Source organism: Streptosporangium sp. LJ11 (assembly GCF_051918945.1).
Lineage (GTDB): Bacteria > Actinomycetota > Actinomycetes > Streptosporangiales > Streptosporangiaceae > Streptosporangium.
The window spans coordinates 54,517-73,636 of the sequence record NZ_JBPXMB010000020.1 but is presented as its reverse complement, the minus strand read 5'-3'; the positions used below and the strand labels follow the sequence as shown (position 1 = coordinate 73,636).

10 protein-coding genes and 1 pseudogene are annotated in these 19,120 nt (G+C 72.0%); 1 reads left to right on the top strand and 10 read right to left on the bottom strand.

Annotated elements, in window-relative coordinates:
- Nucleotides 1–10 precede the first annotated feature (10 nt).
- The 10 genes and pseudogenes from ACTOQ3_RS27795 to ACTOQ3_RS27750 form a co-directional block, all read right to left on the bottom strand.
- Nucleotides 11–1,243 carry a cytochrome P450 gene (locus ACTOQ3_RS27795; protein WP_440086348.1) on the bottom strand — a complete coding sequence of 411 codons (1,233 nt, stop codon included), beginning with the start codon at nt 1,241–1,243 and terminating at the stop codon, nt 11–13.
- Nucleotides 1,244–1,266: 23 nt separating this feature from the next.
- Nucleotides 1,267–3,615, bottom strand: coding sequence for a KR domain-containing protein (locus tag ACTOQ3_RS27790; protein WP_440086347.1), 2,349 nt, complete (start codon nt 3,613–3,615; stop codon nt 1,267–1,269).
- Nucleotides 3,612–4,958: a cytochrome P450 gene (locus ACTOQ3_RS27785; protein WP_440086346.1), complete on the bottom strand. Its 1,347-nt coding sequence runs from the start codon at nt 4,956–4,958 to the stop codon at nt 3,612–3,614. Before ACTOQ3_RS27785 ends, ACTOQ3_RS27790 begins: the two co-directional genes overlap by 4 nt.
- Nucleotides 4,955–10,897 carry an SDR family oxidoreductase gene (locus ACTOQ3_RS27780; protein ID WP_440086345.1) on the bottom strand — a complete coding sequence of 1,981 codons (5,943 nt, stop codon included), beginning with the start codon at nt 10,895–10,897 and terminating at the stop codon, nt 4,955–4,957. The genes ACTOQ3_RS27785 and ACTOQ3_RS27780 overlap by 4 nt, the downstream gene beginning before the upstream one ends.
- Before the next feature lie 6 nt (nt 10,898–10,903).
- The gene (locus tag ACTOQ3_RS27775; protein ID WP_440086344.1) at nt 10,904–12,307 is read right to left on the bottom strand and encodes an acyltransferase domain-containing protein; all 1,404 of its coding nucleotides are present in this window, start codon (nt 12,305–12,307) and stop codon (nt 10,904–10,906) included.
- Nucleotides 12,308–12,333: 26 nt separating this feature from the next.
- Complete coding sequence (locus ACTOQ3_RS27770; protein WP_440086343.1) at nt 12,334–12,855, bottom strand: PaaI family thioesterase; 522 nt, start codon at nt 12,853–12,855, stop codon at nt 12,334–12,336.
- Nucleotides 12,855–12,992, bottom strand: coding sequence for a hypothetical protein (locus ACTOQ3_RS27765; protein WP_440086342.1), 138 nt, complete (start codon nt 12,990–12,992; stop codon nt 12,855–12,857). Before ACTOQ3_RS27765 ends, ACTOQ3_RS27770 begins: the two co-directional genes overlap by 1 nt.
- A gap of 490 nt (nt 12,993–13,482) precedes the next feature.
- The gene (locus ACTOQ3_RS27760; RefSeq protein ID WP_440086463.1) at nt 13,483–14,040 is read right to left on the bottom strand and encodes an AfsR/SARP family transcriptional regulator; all 558 of its coding nucleotides are present in this window, start codon (nt 14,038–14,040) and stop codon (nt 13,483–13,485) included.
- A gap of 57 nt (nt 14,041–14,097) precedes the next feature.
- A pseudogene (locus tag ACTOQ3_RS27755) lies at nt 14,098–14,256 on the bottom strand (AfsR/SARP family transcriptional regulator); the annotation flags it as partial.
- Nucleotides 14,257–14,509: 253 nt separating this feature from the next.
- Nucleotides 14,510–16,681, bottom strand: a complete 2,172-nt coding sequence (locus ACTOQ3_RS27750) for a BTAD domain-containing putative transcriptional regulator (RefSeq protein ID WP_440086341.1) — start codon at nt 16,679–16,681, stop codon at nt 14,510–14,512.
- A gap of 832 nt (nt 16,682–17,513) precedes the next feature.
- Between ACTOQ3_RS27750 and ACTOQ3_RS27745 the strand changes: the two genes are divergently transcribed.
- A complete protein-coding gene (locus ACTOQ3_RS27745) occupies nt 17,514–18,965 on the top strand; it encodes a sensor histidine kinase (RefSeq protein WP_440086340.1) in 1,452 nt (483 codons plus the stop codon).
- The last annotated feature ends 155 nt before the right edge of the window (nt 18,966–19,120 follow it).

Sequence of the window (19,120 nt, the reverse complement as noted above, 5' to 3'; positions counted from 1 at the left end):
GGGCAGGCGCCTACCGGCCGAAACCGACAGGAAGCTTGTACGGCCCGCGGAAGGTCGGCATGACCGACCGTTCGATCTTGTCGGTCCGCAGCCGGGGCGCGGGAACGCGCTCGATGAACGCCTGGACGGCCACGTCGTGGACGAGCTGTCCCAGGCGTGCCCCGAGGCAGTAGTGGGCGCCGTGACCGAAGGCGATGTGCCTGACCCCCGTCCGGTCCAGATCCAGCCGGTCGGGGTCGGCGAACTGCGCCGGATCGCGGTGGGCCGCCCCGATCCAGACGTAGACCTCCTGCCCCGGGCCCATCTCGTGGCCGCCGAGCTCGAAGGGCTCGCGCACCCGCCGCTTGGTGAGCTGGATGGAGGCGTCGTAGCGCATGAACTCGGCGGTGGCCGCGGGCACCGCGCCGGGATCCGCCCGCAGCCGGTCGTACACGTCGGGGTTGCGCAGCAGGTGGAGCAGGGTGTTGCCGATCTGGTGCGCCGTGCTGATCTGGCCAGCGGTGAGCAGGAAGGCGAGGTTGCCGTTCAGCTCCTCCGCGTCGGCGAATCCGCCGTCCGTGTAGTGGTCGGCCAGGGTCTGCAGCAGGTCCTGGCGTCTGCCCGCCGCCCCCTTCCCCGGCCGTTCCGCGACGTGCCCGGCGAAGAAGCGGAGGTATTCGACGACCCCACCGAGCAGTTTGTCCTGGTGCGTACGGCTCAGCGGCCCGTCGTCGATGAGCAGCCCCAGGCTCAGCATCCAGGACAGGTAACGCTCGTCGAAGGCGGGGATGCCCAGCACGCCGGCGAGGCTGACGGCCGGGAGCGCGAAGGCGAAGCGGTCCATCGCGTCCAGCTCGCCCGACTCACCGGCCACGGCCGCCTTCAGCAGGTAGTGGGTGAGCCTGACCACGTCCTCGCGCATCTCGTCGACGCGGCGCCGCAGGAAGGGCCGGGTGAGGTGCTGCCGCAGCCGGGTGTGCTCCGGCGCGTCGCTGACGACGATCTGCTGGTCGATCGCGCGCTGCGCCGAGGCGAGCTCCGGGTCGGCGGGGAGCCGATCCCGGCCCCAGTGCGGCCGCCTGGCCGACAGGCGGGGGTCCATGAGCGCGGTCTGGGCGGCGGCGTAACCGGTGACCATCCAGGCCCCGTCGTCGCCCATCTCGTCGTCCCAGTAGACCGGGTCGGCCTCGCGCACCCGCCGGTACAGCGGATACGGGTCGTCTATGTGCTCCTGGCGGTAGATGCCCGCCATCGTGATCTTCATCGGGATCGTGCCCTCTCTCCCCGTCAGGCGCCGAGTTCCGGTTCGCGCAGTGTCAGGACCACCCGCGCCGTGCCGCTGTCGACGGCGTGCCACTCCCGCCCGCCGGGCAGGCCGACGACGAGGCCGGCCGACGAGGCGTCGGCGTGCAGTGCGACGCGGCCGATCCGCAACCGCCGCCCCGGGCCCGTCACGACGGCCCGGACGATGTTCTCCACCGCGGCGACGGGCAGCCTGTTCCCCGGCACCAGGTCGGCGATCCACAGGTCGGCCGGCGGGCAGGGCGGTACCTCCGCGCTCAGCGTGCCGTCGCGATCGCGCCGCCACCCGCCCGCCGCGATGAGCGCGCCCCGCCAGTCCAGGCCCCGCGGGCGCGCGCCCTCCACGGGCCCCGCCGTCGCGGCCGTCGCGGCCGCCGCGGCCGCCGCGTGGCCGGTCACGGGCACGGCGGGCACGCTCCGCGCGTCGTACCCCGACGGGTCGTATCCCACGAGCATCCGCGCCACCACCGTGCCGTCACCCGGCCTGCGGAAGACCACCGAGGTGCTCCAGCGGCCCCCGGTCTCCGCACCGGCGCACTCCCGGTCCAGGACCAGCTCGCCGCCGTCCGTCGCCAGACCCGACAGGTCGATCCGGACGTCACGCAGCTCGCACGGGACGAGCACCGGTCCCTGCTCGGGTACCGTCCACTCCGCCGAGCGCAGCGCGTTCTCCATCAGCAGGCTCACCGGGAGCGCCGGCCTGCCGTCGACCAGGAAGTCGCCGAGGGCGGGCACCGCGTCGCCGTCCAGCCGCAGCCGCGCGACCAGCCGCGCGGGCGGGCGGTAACCGGTCGGCCGCCCGAGATGGAAGATCCTCGCGTAGGCGAGGTCGAACCCCGGGAGCGGTTGCTCGATCATGAACTGGCCGGCCTGGACGGGGCGCAGCTCCCTGCCGAGCCTCCCCAGGAACGTCACCTCGCCGGAGGAGGACAGCAGCTCGCGGCACCACAGATCCAGGCCCTGGGCGGGATCCAGCGCCGTCATGTACCGCAGCGCGGCGTCCACGTTCGTCGAGGCGCTCAGTTGCTGCCACAGGGGCCAGCACGTGGTGAGCACCCGGAACCCGCCGGCCCGCCGGGCCCACAGGCCCAGGCGCGCCAGCGCCTCGTTGCCCGCCGCGTAGTCCAGCTCGCCCACCATGCCGCCCAGCCGGCCCGTGAGGGATCCGGCGTTGCAGAAGAAGGCGAGGTCACGGTCGCGGACGGCGTCGAACACGCGGAGGAAACCGGTGATCTTCACCGAGACGCCCGCGAGGAAGTCCCTGTCGGTCTTGACGGGCAGCCTGGCGGGGCGGTCCACGCCCGCGATGTACACCACGCCCGTCAGCCGCGGGCCCAGCGAGTCCACCAGGGCCGACACCGCGGCGGGGTCGCCGAGGTCGCAGGCCTCGTACCTGACGCGCAGTCCCTCCTCGGCGGCCGCCCGCAGGTTCCGCGCCAGCTCCCGCAGCCGGGCCAGCCGGTGCAGCCGCTTCCTGGTCTCGCGGAGCGTGCCGTCGCGCGCGGCCCGGCGCATCAGGTCGTGACGGTGGTCGTCGAAGCCCGCGGGATCGAGGCGCAGCCACTCCTCCGTTCCCTCGGGCGCGGCGCGGCGCCCGGTGATCACGACCTCGCAGCCGTGCCGCCTGGCGAGCTCGGTGGCCAGCGCGTAGCCGATGCCGACCCCGCCTCCGCAGACCAGGACGACGTCCCGCGGGCCCGGTGCCGTGGTGGCGGGCGGCGCCTCGCGAACGCGCGGTGCGAGCGTGTGGCGCACGCCGTCGACGTAGCCGACCTCGCAGAGCCCCCACCGGTACAGTTCCCGGGCGACGATGTCCGGAAGATCGGGCTGCTTCGGGTCGGCGACGTCGACGACCCGCGCGTTGACGTTGGGGATCTCCCGGTGGAGCGTCTTGGCCAGGCCCGCCCAGATCCCGCCCAGCGGCTGGTGGGCGGCCGTCTCGCCGTACCCCATGTGACCGCCCTGGTAGGTCACGGCCAGATAGCCCAGGCGGCGGCTGTCGCTCTCCCCGGCCCAGTCGTCGTAGCAGTGCCGGAGCACCGCCAGCGTGCGGGTGAGCGGTTTCTCCCAGCTCGCCGCGTCGGTGGGGGCGAACGGGTCGGCCAGCGTCAGGTCCACGACGGCGTCCGGCACGCCGGGGTCGCCCGGCTGCCAGGGGATCGCGCCGAGCCCGGCGAGCCCGGCCGCGACCCGCTCGGCCGTGCCGTCCAGGCCGCCGATGACCGCGATCCGGCGGCCCGCCAGGTGCCGCGGCCCGCACGGCGGAAGCGGCGGGGCGGGGGCCGGTTCCCAGACGTAGCGGTGGACGGGTGTGGTCCGCGTCACGAGCCTCACGCACCCCTCTTGGCGAGCCGCATGCGGATGCCGCGCGCCGGTCTCAGGGACACCAGGCCGACCGGCGTCACCTGCTGGGCGGGGACGAGGCTCAGGTGATAGCGGCGGACGAGCATCGCGACGGTGAACTGGATCTCCAGCAGCGCCATGTAGTAGCCGACGCAGCGCCGCGCCCCGCCCCCGAAGGGAAGGTAGGTGTACCTGGCCGGGCCGCGGCCGGCCGGGCAGAACCGCTCGGGGTCGAACGCCTCGGGGTTCTCCCAGGCAGCGGGGTCGCGATGGGCGGCGTAGGGCGGGATGAGCAGGGTCGTCCCCGCGGGGATGTGGTGACCGCCGATGACGTCGTCCTCGACCACGTCGCGCGGGAACACCCAGATCGGCGGGTGCAGCCGCAGCGACTCGTCGACCACCTGGCGCAGGTACGGCAGGCCGGGCAGGTCGCCGGGCGTCGGCGCCCGGTCTCCGAGCACCGAGTCGAGCTCGGCCTCGAGCCTGCGGCGCACGTCGGCGTGCTGGGCGACGGAGTAGAGGGTCCACGCCAGGGCGCAGCCCGTCGTCTCGTGCCCGGCCATGAACAGGGTCTTGAGCTCGGCCCTGATCTGCCGGTCCGGCCACGGCCGTCCCGTCTCCGCGTCGGTGGCCTTGAGCAGCGCGCTGACCAGGTCGTCCGGATCGCCGCCGCCGGCGCGGTGCAGGGCGATCACGTCGTCCATCACCCCGTTGAGCACGGCCTGGTGGCGCCTCAGGTCACGGCGGTACCTCGTCGGTACCCACCGCGGCAGCATCTGGCTGACCTCACCGGTAAGGATCATGGCCTTGAGCGAGAAGCGGACCGCCGGTGCCAGCTCGGCGTACCTGTCACGCAGGTCGACGCCGAAGAGCATCCGGCTGAGCACGCCCATCGCCAGCCACATCATCTCGTCGACGAGTTCGATGTCCTCCCCGCGCTCGGCCGGCCCCTCCCAGCGGGCGATCAGCTCCTCCGCGCACGAGGTGATCACGCCCGACGCGCCGTGCAGCCAGGCCCGCTGGAAGAACGGCTGGCTGACGTCGCGGCGCGCCCTCCACTCGGCGCCGTCCGTGGTCAGCATGCCGCGGCCCATGAAGAGGTTGAAGCCCTGGTAGAAGCGGCCACGCCGATAGTTGTCCGTGTTGTCCTGCAGGACGTGCTTGATGAACTCCGGCCCGGTCAGCTGGTGGACCAGGTACGGGCCGAGCCGCACGCGGGCGATGCCCCCGTACCCCTGCAGTTCGGTGATCAGGCTCAGCGAGTCGCGCTTGAAGCTGCTGAGCGCGCCCATCAGGTGGCGACCTTCCGGCCCTGGCGCGGGAGGTGCGGTCATCGTCCATCTCCTGCAATGGCCGCGAGGGCCGAGTCGGGGGTGTGGAACTCTCCGGTGTCCACGCTCAGGTAGCCGAGGACGGTGGCGGCGATGTCCTTGATCTGCGCCACCACCCTTCCGTCGGGTCTGGCGGCCACGAAGCGGTTCTCCACCGGGCCGTCCGTCTCCAGGGCGAACCCGGCCGGCGTCGCGTAGAGCTCGATCGGCCCCGAGCCGGCCAGCGACAGGTCGTTGGCCTCCTGGTAGAGGTCGATGCGGCGGATGGACAGGGGGGCGGCCACCGGCACCAGGTGCCCGCCGATCAGGTTCAGCACGCCCATGCGGGCCATGCCGTCCAGGAGCAGGCTCGGCATCGCGAAGCGAGACCACACCGGGTCGTCCCGCCGGAGGGACGGCGCGAACCTGGCGCGCTTGCCCCTCGGGTGCAGCCGGGTGCCGGTGGTGGTGACGAACGGCCCGGTGAGCAGGACGGGAGCATTCCGGACGTGGTACGGGTCGGGAACGGCCACCTCCGCGGCGTCGGGTGCCCACGGGGTGATCCGCGGCGTCACGCCGAAGGTCGCCGCCAGCAGGACGCGCGCGCTGAAGTGGACGCTGCCGGTGCTCAGGACGACCCCACCCGGGGCGACGACGTCCGTGACCAGCCGCACGTCGACCGTGACGAGGTCCCCGGTCGCGTGCGTGACACGGGCCTGGATCCGTTTGGGGACGGGGTCCACGTTCTCGAAGATCCGCAGGAACCTCTCGAAGCGCAGGTCGGTGAAGCCGATGACCCGCAGGCCGGGCCGCAGGGACCGCGCGGCCTCCGCGGCGATCTCGGTGATGAACGTGCCGGGCAGGGTGGGGTGCCCGTGAACGGCGTGGTGCCGCAGATAGCCGTCGCTCGACAGGTCGAACCGGCACTCGTAGGTCACCGCGTCGCTCTCCCGCGCCACGAGCCGGCGCAGGTAGAAGGGAGAGGGGCCCTCCGGTGCGGCGAAGAACGCGGGGTAGAACTCCCCGACCGTGCGCCGCTCCGCCTCGCCCAGATAGACGACGTGCGCCTCCGGCGTGCCGGTGTGCAGCTCGCGGACGAAGTGGTGGACGCCCTCGGCCGCCGTCATGGGCGTGTAGAAGCCGCGCCGCTCGTAGTAGTCGCTGACCAGGGGCGAGGCGCCCATGCCGACGCCGCCCCACAGCGTCCAGGCCAGCGTGACCTCGGCGGCGCCCTCGGTTGCCGCCGCGTAGGCGGCCGCGGCGGCCAGGTGGTCGTTCCCCGAGGCGTAGTCGGCCTCGCCGCGCTGGCCGAAGAAGCCCAGGAGCGAGCCGAAGCTGCACCACAGGCCGGGCGGCCGCCCGGCGAGGGCGCGCTTGAGGTTGCGGTGCGAGACCAGCTTCAGGTCGCGGACGGCCCTGAAGGTGTCGAGGTCCTTGTCGGGCATCAGCGCCGACCCGTTGCGCCCGGCGGCGTTGACGAGCAGGTCGATGTCCCCGCCGTCCGCCAGGACGGTGCCGACGGCCGCGCGGACCGCGTCGGGGTCGGTCACGTCGCAGGTCAGGTAGCGCACCCGGTCCGGGCCGCAGTGCTCGATCATGACGTCGAGGTTGCCGCGCGCGGCCCGGGCGTCGGCCATCCGGTCGTACTCCCGGCTGAGCACCCCGACGGGCGTGCCGGGACGGGCGTCGAGCTGGGCGCGCAGGTAGGCCTTCCTTCCCGCGGCGAACTCCTCCTCGCTCGCCTCGAACACCTCGGGCGGGTAGCTGTTGATCGGGTTGCTCCCCACCAGGTAGAGCCTCGGCCTGAACCGCTCGGCGAGCGCCTTCATCAGCTCGGCGGTGATCCCCCTGGCGCCGCCGACCGCCAGGACGACCGAATCCTCGGTGAGCCGGACGGTGGTCCCGTCGCCCACCTCGGCCGGCCGCTCGACCAGGGTGAACACGCGGCGTTCCCCGTCGACGTCGAAGACCACGGGCAGCGCGCGCTCCGTGCCCGACTCGCGCTCCGCCGCCCGCTCCGCCGTGCGGACGTCCCGGGTGCCGGTGGCGAGCATGAAGCGGACGGAGTCCGGCGACTCCAGATGGGCGACCTTCGTCAGCCCGGAGAACAGGCCGGTGTAGGGGTGCGGCACGCCGCCGGGCACCGCGCCGAGCAGCACCGTCGTGACGGAGGCCGCCGGGCAGCGGCGCAGCACCAGGAAGGTGAGCTCGTGGAGCGCCTCCAGGCCGGGCGCGCCGCCGGCGACGCATTCGGCGGGCGGCGCGGCGGCCGTCAGGTCGGCCAGCACCCGCACGTGCGAGGGGATCCGCTCGCCCAGGACGGCGTCGACGGCCTCGGCGGTGACCTCGGCGAGGTGGTGCCACCCCGGCCGGGACGCCGTGAGCGGGGCGCAGGACACCACGCGCGCGCCGGCGGGCAGGCGGGAGAGGTTCTCGGCGAGTTCCGGCCGGTCGACGAGCACCAGGACACCGTCGGGAAGGAAGGGCTCGCACTCCCCGGTCACGGACGCGGGCGCCGCCACCAGCTCCGGCACGTGCCGGCGCACCTCGACGGCGGCGCCGGGAGCGTACCGCTCCGGGTCGGAGAACCCGGCGGCGAGGGCGGGTTCCGCGTCCCGTACGGCGGGCGTCAGGTGGACGGCGGGCGCCCCCGGCTCGCCGGAGCAGGCGATGCGCACGGCGGCGGCGTCGGCGGAGTGCAGCGCGCGCAGGATCGCCATGCCCCCGGAGGCGCCGAGGTAGCGGGCGTTGTCCGGCGCGCCGGCACCGCAGTCCACGTCGGTGCGGGCGCCTTCCCGGGCGTCGGCGGACCCGCCGGTCGCGACGCCTGCCCGGTCCCCGGTGGACCCGCCGGCCGGGATGTCCGCCCGGTCCTCGGCGGACCCGCCGGTCGAGGTGTCGATCCAGCCGAGGACCGGCAGGCCCGCCTCGGCCGCCACCCGCTCACTGGTGATCGCGAACAGGAAGGCCCCTTCCGCGGCCACCGGCTCCCCCGCGCCCGCGAACTCGCGGGCCAGCAGGGGCAGCAGCTCCGGGAGATTGTTGCCGTTGATGCCGCCGACCAGCGCCAGGTCGACGTCTCCCGTGCGGAGGTAGCGGCAGGCGACGTCGAAGGAGGACAGCGCGGAGGCCAGGCCGGAGTCGATCATCAGGTTGGGGCCGTGGAAGCCGAAGTAGTTCGCCACGCGCGCGGAGACGATGTTGGGCATCATGCCCGGGAAGGAGTCCTCGTTGGCGGGCGGGATGAGCCGGCCCATGTCCTCGCGCAGGCCGTCGACCAGCGCCGGGAGCAACGCGGAGGAGACCAGGCGGGGGTTGGCCGACAGGGTGCGGTCGATGCTGTCGAGATAGCACCGGTTGGCGTAGAGCATGCCCGCGCGGGTGGGCCCGAGATGCCCGACGAACACCGCGGTGCGCTCGGACAGGTCCGTCCAGGCTCCGCCCAGCTGCGCCTGGAGCTGGTGGCCGCATTCGAGGATCATGAGCTGGCAGCGGTCGATGGTCCGCACCGTGCGCGGGGGCAGGCGCACCTTCTCGAAGCCCGGCACGGGGTAGACGTCGCCGAAGCTCGCGCCGGGACCCGCGCCGTCACCGCGCAGCCAGGCCGCCACCGCGTCCCGGTCCGGCAGTCCCGGCAGGTGCGCCGCCCAGCCCACGATCGCGATGCGACCGCGGTCCGCGCGCGGGGCGGGGACCGTCCTCGCGGCGGCGGGGGGCGGCTCGTCGACGACCAGGTGGGCGTTGGTGCCGCCGAACCCGAATCCGGAGACCGCCAGCGCGCGCCTGCGGCCGGGGCGCGCGGGCCAGCGCCGCGCCTCGGTGGGGATGTACAGGCCGGACTCCTCGATCCTGAAGTCCTCGGGTGGCGCGGTGAAGCGGAACTGCGGCGCGATCGTCTCGTGGCGCATGCCCAGCGCGCCCTCGATCACCGACACCAGACCGGCCGCCCACCCCGTGTGCCCGACCAGGGACTTGTTGGAGGTGACCGCGCAGGTCCTGTCTCCGTGGTAGCCGCGCAGCGTGGTGAACTCGGCCAGATCCCCGGCCGGGGTGCCGGTCGCGTGCGCGATGATCCAGTCCACGCCGTCCGGTCGCGCCCGCTCCATGGCGAGGGCCTGGCCGTCGGGGTTGGGCGCGTAGACCGCCTTGCCCTTGCCGTCGGAGGAGGTGCCGATCGTCCTGATGATCCCGTGAATCCGGTCGCCGTCCGCACGGGCCCGGCTGAGGCGCTTCAGCACGACCACGGCGGCGCCGTCGGCGAAGATGACGCCGTCCGCGTCGGCGTCCAGCGCGCGCACCTCTCCCCGCTTGGAAAGACCCTGCAGCTTGGAGAAGAGCACGGTGCCACGAGGCCCCAGAGCGAAGGCTCCCCCGCACACCGCCACGTCGGCGTCGTCGGCGAGCAGCGTCTTGGCCTCGATGTCCACCGCGTAGAGGGAGGAGGAGCAGGCCGTGTCCACCATCTGCAACCTGGTCTCCGGCGGGAGCACCCCCTCCACGGCCAGCCGCCCCACCTGGTACGGCAGGAAGCGCGACGGATCCGCTCCGGCGCCCCGGCGGTAGCGTCCGGCGAGCGTGCCGTCGAGCTCCTCGAGCAGGCTCTCACGCGCCGCGTCCGCCAGGTCCAGGCCCGCGAGCAGCCGCTCGGCCCTCGCGGCCACCGCGGCCAGGACTCCCGCCTCCTCCAGGTGCTGGTTGCCGTCGGGGGTGTAGCCGATGCTGCACGAGAACCGGTCGCCCGGCCGGGTGGTGACCTCCCGCATCGCCTGCACCATCGAGTGACGCAGCCACGCCGTGGTGAGCTCGTGCTCCTCGGCGCCACCGGTCTGGTCGAAGGTGCCGGGGCCGGGCTGGAAGCCGGTGATGAAGACGCAGCGGTCCTGGTACGACTTGTCCTCGGCCGCGAGGTCGTCGGAGTGGAACTCCTCGCCGGCCCAGCGGTCGGCCGGCACCGGCACGAACAGCTCCTCGCCGTCGAGCCGGAGCCGCCAGTACTCCTCGGGGCTGTTGGCGCCCGCCACCACCAGGCCCATGCCGACGATGGCGACGCCGTCCGGCTCGTCCGGCACAGCACCGTCCGGCTCGTCCAGCGCGGCACCGTCCGGCTCACCTCGCGCGGCACCGTCCAGTTCGTCCCGCACGGCACCGTCCGGCTCGTCTTCCGCGACCGGCTCCACCGGCGGCGCGGCGAGCATGCTCGTCCCGAGGGACAGACCGCCGTCGGCCAGGACGACCTGGCCGGTCATCCAGCGGGACTGCTCACCCGCCAGGAAGGCCACGACCTCGGCGAACTCCTCGGGCGTGCCGAGACGGCCCATCGGCGTCGCACGCCTGACGGCCTCCTGCATCCGTGCCGCGTCGGGGAACCGGTCGGCCACCTCGCTGACCAGCATGGCGGCCGAGGCCGTGTTCACGCGGACGTTGCGCGGGGCGTACTCCGCCGCCAGATACCGGGTCAGCGCCTCCATCGCCGCCTTGGCCGGCGCGCAGGCGAAGTAGTTGGCCATGACGAACTGGGCACCGCCGAGGGCCGAGACGTTCACGATCGACCCGCCGCCCCTCCGTTCCATCAGCGGCAGCGCGCGGCGTGCGCACTCCAGCGCCCCCTTGACGTTGGTGTCCCAGCCCTTGTCCAGGTGCTCCGCCGTCACCTCGGCGAGCGGCAGCAGTGCTCCGGAGGCCGCGTTGTTCACCAGGATGTCGAGGCCGCCGTGACGTTCCCCGATCGTGGCGAACATGCGCTCGACCTGCTCGGGTCTGGCCACGGAGGCTCTGATCAGGTCCACCGGGTAACCGGCGGCGGTCAGTTCCGCCCTCGTCGCCTCGGCCTGCTCCCGGGCGTGGAAGTAGTTCACGATCACGTGCGCGCCACGCCTGGCCAGCTCGGTCGCGATGGCCTTGCCGACGTTCCTGGCGCCCCCGGTGACCAGCGCCACCTTGCCGTTCAGCTCTCCCATGGACATGGCCGCTCAACGCCCGGCCGTGGCGTGCTCGTCCAGCATGGAGCGCACGTAGTCGATGACCTTGCCCATGGTGGCGACCTCGTCCAGCCGGAAGTTTCCCGGCCTGGCGGGCAGGCCGTACCTTTCCGAGACCCGGGCGAGGAGCTCCACCTGCTTGACGGAGTCGATGCCGAGCTCGGCCTCGAGAAGGACGTCGTCGGTGAACACCTCCACCGGGTACTCGAGGGCGTCGGCGTACAGCTCGCGGAGCTCGTCGCCGAGGTCGGCCGTCGAGTCCGCCTCCGGGGCGGGCTCGGCCGGGCCGTACTGGGCGAACTCCTGGCGGATCCGGTCGAGGATGGCGCCGCCCCGCTCCGCCCAGAACGCGGTGAGCCGCTCGGGGTCCGCGTCGGGCAGCAGCCCGCCGGGCATGATCGGAGCCGCGCCCAGCAGGCCCAGACCGCGCAGCCGCGCGGCGGCGCTGTCGATCGACTGGTCCGCGTCGCCCACCCCGGGCACCACGACGGGGTCCGTTTCCGCGAGGTTGCGCCTGACGAGCTTGCCGAGGACGCCGAGCGCGCCGCACTCCACGAACGTGCGCACCCCGTCGGCGTGCAGGGCGCGCACCGCGTCGGCGAAGCGCACCGGCTCCACGAGGTGGGAGGCCAGCACGCCGCCCAGGTCCTCGTCCCGCCCGTAGTAGCGTCCGGAGATCGCCGAGTAGACCGGCAGGCTCGGTGCGCGCGCCGGGATCCTCCTGACCGCGGCGGCGAAGGGGGCGACCGCCCCCCGCAGGAGCGGGGAGTGGAACGGCACCGCGGAGTCCAGCCTGCCGAACGAGACGTTCAGCGATCCGGCGACCTGCCTGAGGAGGTCCATCGCCGTCTCCGACCCGGACACCACACTCTGCGCCGGATGGTTCTCGGCCGCCACCGCCAGCGACTCGTCGGCGATGAGGTCGATGAGCAGCCGCGCGCGGGCGGGGTCCGCGGACAGCGCCGCCATGTAGCCCCCGCGCAGGTCGAGGCTCTCCACCGCCCGCACCCGCTGCCAGATCACCCGGGCGCCGTCGGCGACCGTGTAGACGTCCGCGCACGCCAGCGCCGCGATCTCGCCCAGGCTGTGGCCGGCCAGCGTGTCGGGCCGCCAGCCCAGCTCGGAGAGGGCGCGGAAGACCGCCACGTCCACGCCGTAGACCGCCAGTTGCGAGACCCAGTGGTCATCGGCCAGCAGCCCCGCCATGGTCGCCGGTTCACTGCCGAGGACGATCTCCGACAGTTTGCGGCCGCCCTCCGGGGCGGTCACCGTGTCGATCTCGGTGAAGACGGCACCGATGGCCGGATAGCGCTCCGCGGCGGCGAGCAGTGCCCTGCCGTCGAAGGCGCCCTGTCCGGGGAAAAGCCCGGCCGATTTCGCCGCGCGACCCTTCATCGTGATTCAACTCCCCTGGTTGGTTCTCACCGTTGGTTGCCGCTGTTCGGCGGTCGCAGAATCAGGCAGGTGGTCGTGGCGTGCGCGCACAGGTCACCGGAGGCGTCGGTGACCCTGCATTCGGCGGTGGCCGTCCTGCCACCCAGGTGGATGACCGAGGCGAGGCACCGGAGCGTCCCGGAGTGCACGCTCACCTGACGGACGAAGTTGCTCTTGACCTCGAGTGTCGAGTAGAGCACCCCGGCCGCCAGCATCGTGTGGACCGCGCAGCCCATGACCGTGTCCATCAACGTGACGAGCACGCCTCCGTGCACACCGCCGAACGGGTTGTAGTGGTATTCGGCGGGTTTCATGACGCCGATCGCGTGCCCCTCCGCCACTTCCGTGAGGCGGAAGTTCATCATCGAGCACGCGGGCGGCGGCGGCAGTTTCCCCTCGATCAGCGCGTTCATGCATTCCATACCGCTCATCGAAAGCCCTTCGCGGGCGAGGATGCCGGGATCCTCCCAGGAGATGACGTGCTCGCGACCGCCTGCCGCCCGGCTCATCACCCGCTCTCCCTCAGCGCGTGGCCGACCTCCAGGCCGGCACCGAGGAAGGTGGCACCTTCGGCGATCGGGGTGCCGGCGACCTGAAGACCGGTTCCGCCGGTCACCGCCGTTTTCCCGGAAAGTCGCAGATCCATTTTCCGCTTCTCCTATGAATTGGATCCGAGTTCAACCTGTGTGGCTGATTCCGAAAATATCGGCCGCCAATAACCTGGCGCTCATTTGCGATTCACGGGCTATTCATTGCTCGTCAACTCGGGACGGTGACCTCGCGATCCACGAGGTTCTTCCGTTGGGATCGGGCGGCGGGACTCACCGCGCGTGACCGGTCACCGTGGTGGCGCACGAACCACCGCCACGGTGACCGGTCCGCGCCGTCGCCGTCCGTCCGCCCTGGCAGGCCACTCCCCCGGCGGAGATGGAACCGCGCGGAGACGAGGAAGGCCCCGCGGAGGTGGAACCGCGCGGAGACGGGCTCGGTCAGGGTCCGGATCCGGCAGGCAGCGGCGAAGCCTCCCGTTCCGGCCGCCGGCTCTCCCGCGCGCGATTCGGGGGCACCGACGAACCGCGAGCGGGCCAGGCCGGGTGTTTCCGTGGCGTCCCGCCTTCCGGCGGACGCCGTCGACGTCAGCCGGTGCGGGCCAGTCCGGGCCTCGCGGCCTTGACATCCGTGACGTCAAGCTCGGACAGGCCGGAGAGCATCGCCTGGTGCAGCTCGCGCACCGTGGCGGAGGGTTCGATGCCGAGCTCGCGGACGAGCGTGGTCCGCAGCTGGCGGTAGGCCGCCAGCGCGTCACCGCAGCGTCCCGAGCGGTACAAAGCGATCATGAAGTGCCTGCAGAGGCTCTCGTTGTCCGGGTGCTGCCGGACGAGGACGGTGAGCTCGCTGAGCACCTCCTGGTGCCGCCCCAGATGCAGGTCCGCCTCGATGCGCCGCACCAGGGCGCAGAGCCTGGCCTCCTCCAGCCGCTCGATCTCCAGTCGCAGGATCGAACCGACGCCGATGTCGGCGAGCGCCGGCCCCCTCCACAGGGCGAGCGCCGACCGCAGCTTCCGCGAGGCCACCGCGTGATCCCCGGAGTCCATGGCCCGGTAGCCGGCGAAGGCCTGGCGCTCGAACTCCCACATGTCCACCGACCCGCCCGTGGGGGCCAGCAGATAGCCCCCGGGCCGGGTGATCAGCACATCCTTGGGGCTGCGACGGTGAAGCTGGCCGGACTGCAACAGCGCGGCCCTGACATGGCTGCGGATGTGGGCGATATACGTCTGCAGCGTTGTCTGAAAGCTCGGCGGAGGCGTATCCCCCCACAGTTCTTTCACCAGAGTCGCGGCCGGAATGACACGATCGGCGTGTGTGGCGAACATGGCGAGAACCTGGCGCGGTTTTGCCGCCGTCGGCATGAAGGATATCCCCGCCTCACATGCCGAAAGCGTGCCGAGCACAGCGATCTTCATTCGACTCCCCCATACCCTGGACCCCGACCTTTCCAACCTTGTTCACTCCTTGGTAAGTGGAGGCCAGGTTGGTCGCGATTGTCAACAGCATCGAATTCGGAATCGGCTGACCGTCTCACCGGTCGCCGAGGACCGCGATCGGGACCGGGTCGTCCCGGACACCGGGCGTAGGTGGTCCTCCCCGGGTGCGGGCCGCGCCTCAGCTGTACGGCGCGCTGCGCAGCAGGCTGCCGCGCAGCCAGCTCCGCGAATCGATCGCGTCGTTCCGCGTCGCGAACTGCAGGAACTCCTCCGCCCGCGGCGAGGCGGACTCCACGGCGGGGTCCATGGTGATCGTGGTGAATCGTCGCTTGCCGCCGCCCCATCCGGGACGGCGGGTGAACAGGTCGGGGCGAGCGGTGGCGATCACCAGCAGAGACGCCGGCTCCATGTGGTCGGCGAGGTCGTGAACGAAGTCGAGCACGACGTCGTCGGCCCGGTGCAGATCCTCCACGATCATCACCAGCGGGCAGTTCCGGGCGATCTCCCCGAAGAACCGCAGCGCGGCGGCCCGCGAGTCGCCCATGGCGCAGGGTGGCTCCCGCTCCGTCTCCGCTGCCACGAGCGGGCCCAGCAGGGAGAGCAGCCTGCCGGACTTCTGCTCGCCTGCCGTGAGGTGCCACAGCGCCCTGGCGGCCTTGTCTCCCGCCGTCCTCGCCGGAGCCCCCCGCATGAGACCGTCGACCGACGCCAGTATCGCCTCCTGGATGGCCAGCACGTTGTTCCTGGCGAAAAGCGGCGCGTGGCCGATCAGGAACTGCGTCCGCTCCGGCTGCCCCATGACCCGGCGCTCGAACTCCATGATCAGGTGGCTCTTGCCGATGTTGGCCTCGCCCAGCAACGTCACGACGTGCGGCACCCGGCGATGCCGTACCCGTTCGAGCAGGCCGAGCAGGACGCTCAGCTCGAGCTCGTGATCGGCGACGGGCGTCACAGGCGCCACGGGCACCACGGGCGCCGCGTGGCGCGGATCCGCCGCTTCGAGCCGCCATCGCGCGGGCGACTCGCCGACCGCCGTGTAGGTCATCGTCGCGGCGGTGGCCCGTCTGGTCTCGTCACACGCCCAGATCTCACCGGGCGGGACGAGGGACAGCAGGGAGTCGCACTCGTCCAGCAAAGGCCCGTCGGCCGAGAGCAGGGCACCGGTTCCGTTCGGGTCGTAGCGGACGATCGCCTCCCCCGTGGTCACCGCCGCCTGGACGGTGACCCGCGGCGTGGACGGGCCGTTCCCGCCGTCCGCACCGGAAGCCGCGCCGAGACCGCCGCGGATCGCCGTGGCGGCGCGCACCGCGTGCCGGACGTCCACCGCACGGTCGCCGGTGGCCCCGAACAGCGCCAGCGTCACCGATCCGATGGAGGCGACCGTGGTCCCGTCCATCGAGCCGACGACGTTCTTGATCAAATCGGTGAGGCCCTCGCGCACCCGGTGCCTGTCACCGAGTTCGGGCTGGGCGCGGACCAGCAGCACGCTCACCTGGCGGCGCTCGGTCGCCGGCACCGCGGGCGGGGGTGGAGGGGGGTCCGGGGGCGAGGTGTCCGGCGTGGTCAGCGTGATCGGCTCCGCCTGCGGTTGCGTGCCGGGCAGGTCCAGCCCGGCGTCCTGGGCGAGGATGGCCTGCTGCAGCACCTGCAGTTCCCGGCAGGGCTCGAGCCCGAGGTCCTCGACGAGGGCGGAGCGCACGCGGCTGTAGACGTTCAGCGCGTCGGCCTGGCGACCGCACCGGTACAGGGCCAGCATGAGCTGACCGCACAGGCGCTCGCGCAGAGGTTCCGTCCGGACCATCGCCGTCAGCGCGCCCAGCACGGACTGGTGACGGCCGCAGGCGAGCTCCGCCTCGAAGCAGTCCTCCGTCGCGTCCAGCCTGGCGTTCTGCGCGGAGGTGATCTCGGGCCAGGTGATGCCCGCCTCGACCAGGTCGGCCAGCACGGACCCCTGCCACAGCGAGAGGGCCTCGCGCAGCCGTACGGCCGCCGCGGCGGCCGAGCCGGCGGCCAGTTCGGCCCGTCCCTCCGACACCCAGCGGTTGAACCGGTAGAGGTCGATCTCGTCGGTGTTCACGCGGAGCATGTATCCGGGTGGCTGGGTCAGCAGTTCCACGGACTCATCGGCGCGGGCGCGCGAGCAGAGTGCTCCGCGCAGGCTCCACACCGCGTTCTGCAGGATCTTCCGCGCCGTCACCGGAGGCGCGAGCGACCACAGCGCCTCCATCAGCTGGCTGATGGGCACGGCTCTGTTCGCGTGAAACAGCAGGAACGCCAGAGTCGCTCGTTGCTTGATGCCTCCCAACGCGAGCCGCTGATCGCCGTCGACGGCCTCCAACGGGCCTAGCATGTGAAACCGCATCGCTTCCCCCAGACAAAGGGCCACGACCCGGTTCCCCACATGGATCTTCGCCGTGAGCGGACCTGGTGTCGTGACCAACCCCCTGCTGATTGCTTTTGGTGCGCTTTGCCCTCATATTTCCCTACGCCGCTGACACCGGCCTGACTCCGTCCTGATCTCTCCCCGCCGAGGGGCGGGCACGCGAACGGCCCCGGCCGTCGAAGCCGGCCGGGCCGGGATCGACGGTGCCGGACCTTCCAGGTCGGCCCGGGCCGGCGCGGCCCCCGCCGAAGTCGCCGAAGTCGTGCGGCCCGGCACTCGCCGGACACCGTCCGTCAGCACGGCGTCGCGCCCGTCGAGCGACCGGGCGATCGCGGTGGCCCGGCCGACGTCCCCGGCCCCGTCCGTTCGGGGGGAGTAATCGGACCTCCTGAGGACGGTAGGCCACAGGGAGATCCATTTAAGGTTTTGCACCAAACCGCACTCCACGTTGTCGTGACTTTCCCATTTCTTCAGATAATCGACTTAAGACGTCACTTACTGGCGCTCACCAAGGATGCAGATTTACCTGGGCAACATGCCGGTCTTGCCGTGGACAGAGGTGATGACGTTGTACTCCCGATGCCGCCCTCTCACGACCGTCCATCCGTTTCGGACGTCTCAGCCGGCTGGACGCCGCCCGCAGGCGCGACCGCGCCGGTACCGGCCCTGGCCCCAGCCCTGGCCCTGGCCCTGGCCCTGGCCCTGGCTGGACGATCGCCCGCGAAACAGCCCGGACCCGTCAAGACCCGCGACGCTGAGGACTCGTCCATCAGGTCCTCCCCGTTTGGGGGATTGAAACATGAGCGTCAGACACCGCATTTCACTTATAACGCGTATCACCCTGTTCACCGCCGCAACGGCGGCCCTGTTGTGCACACTGGTGGCCACAGTTCTCATGATCGCCATTCACCGTTTCAGCACGGAGGCGCTCACCGCGGAGATCGTCGCGGATGGCGGCCGGGTGGCCATGCAGGTGGAGCGGGGCAAGGTGGCCTATCCCCTTGCGCGAAACCCGTTCCGCCACATCCAGGTCGTCGACTCGCAGAACCGGGTCGTCTTCTCGACCCCGAAGATGCAGGGCAAGCCGCGCATGGCGACGTTCACCCCCGGCAACAGGGCCACCGCCAGATCCGTCGTGTGCGGCGGGGTCTTTCCTCCTGGCGAATGCGACATCGTGGTCGCGCAGTGGGCCTACCGGGAGGGTGGGAACTGGATCGTCTACTGCGCCTCCCCCGCGGTTCCGCTGTGGGTCGATCCGCGGCTGGCCGTGCCGGTCGGCGGTGCCGCGGTGGTGCTCACCGCGGCCATCACCTACCTCGGCCGCCGGATCGCCGCCGAGTCCCTCAAGCCGGTGACCGCCATCCGGGCGGAACTCGACGAGATCAACGAGACCTCCCTCAGCCGCCGGGCGCCCGTACCGTCCAGCGATGACGAGATCCATGATCTGGCCGTCAGCATCAACCACACGCTGAACCGCCTGCAGAACGCGGTGGAACAGCAGCGCCAATTCGCCTCGGACGCCTCCCACGACCTGCGCAGCCCCATCGCCGCCATCCGTGCCGAGGTGGAGGACGCCCTGCGCGCGCCCCAGGAGACCAGCGTGACCAAGCTCGGGCGCACCGTTCTGGGCAGCATGGAGCGCCTTCAGGCGATCGTGCACGACCTGCTGACCATCGCGCGGCTGGACGCGGGAAGCCCGGGTGCCCACGAGGAGATCGACCTGGCCGAACTCGTCGCCGCGGAGTGCCGGATGCGCCACCACATGAGAAACAGCTGTGAGTTCTCCCTCGAGCCCGGCGTGGTGGTGATCGGCGACCGGTTGCGGATGGGCCGCCTCCTCACCAACCTCATCGACAACGCCGAACGGCACGCCGACAGCAAGATCACCATCAAGGTGCGGCGTGCGCCGGGCGACGAGTGCGACGGCCGGCGCTTTCCGCACGGCACCGCGGTGCTGGAGGTGATCGACGACGGGCCGGGCATCGATCCGGACAAGCGCGAGTCGGTGTTCCAGCGGTTCACCCGGCTGGACACCGCCCGCAACAAGGACGCCGGAGGCACCGGGCTGGGTCTGCCGATCGCCCGGCAGATCGCCGAGACGGGCGGGGGCACCCTGCGGATCGAGGACAGCCCCCGCGGCGCGCGTTTCGTGCTCCGCCTCCCGCTTCACGAGGGCGCCGCGCTCGCCTCTCCTCGAGACCCCGGCCTGTCGTTGAGGAGCGCGTCACCAGGTACACATGAGGCGATATGACAGGAAACGTGTGCTATTCGAGGGACGTCAAGCCTGGTAATAGCGATATGACAGGAAATACGATTTTCGAGTGGCCTCAGGTCCGGTAATGACGACGATCGTCCCACCGGCGAGATCTCCGGCGTGACCCGACAGGGAATTTCCCGGTGCCCGAC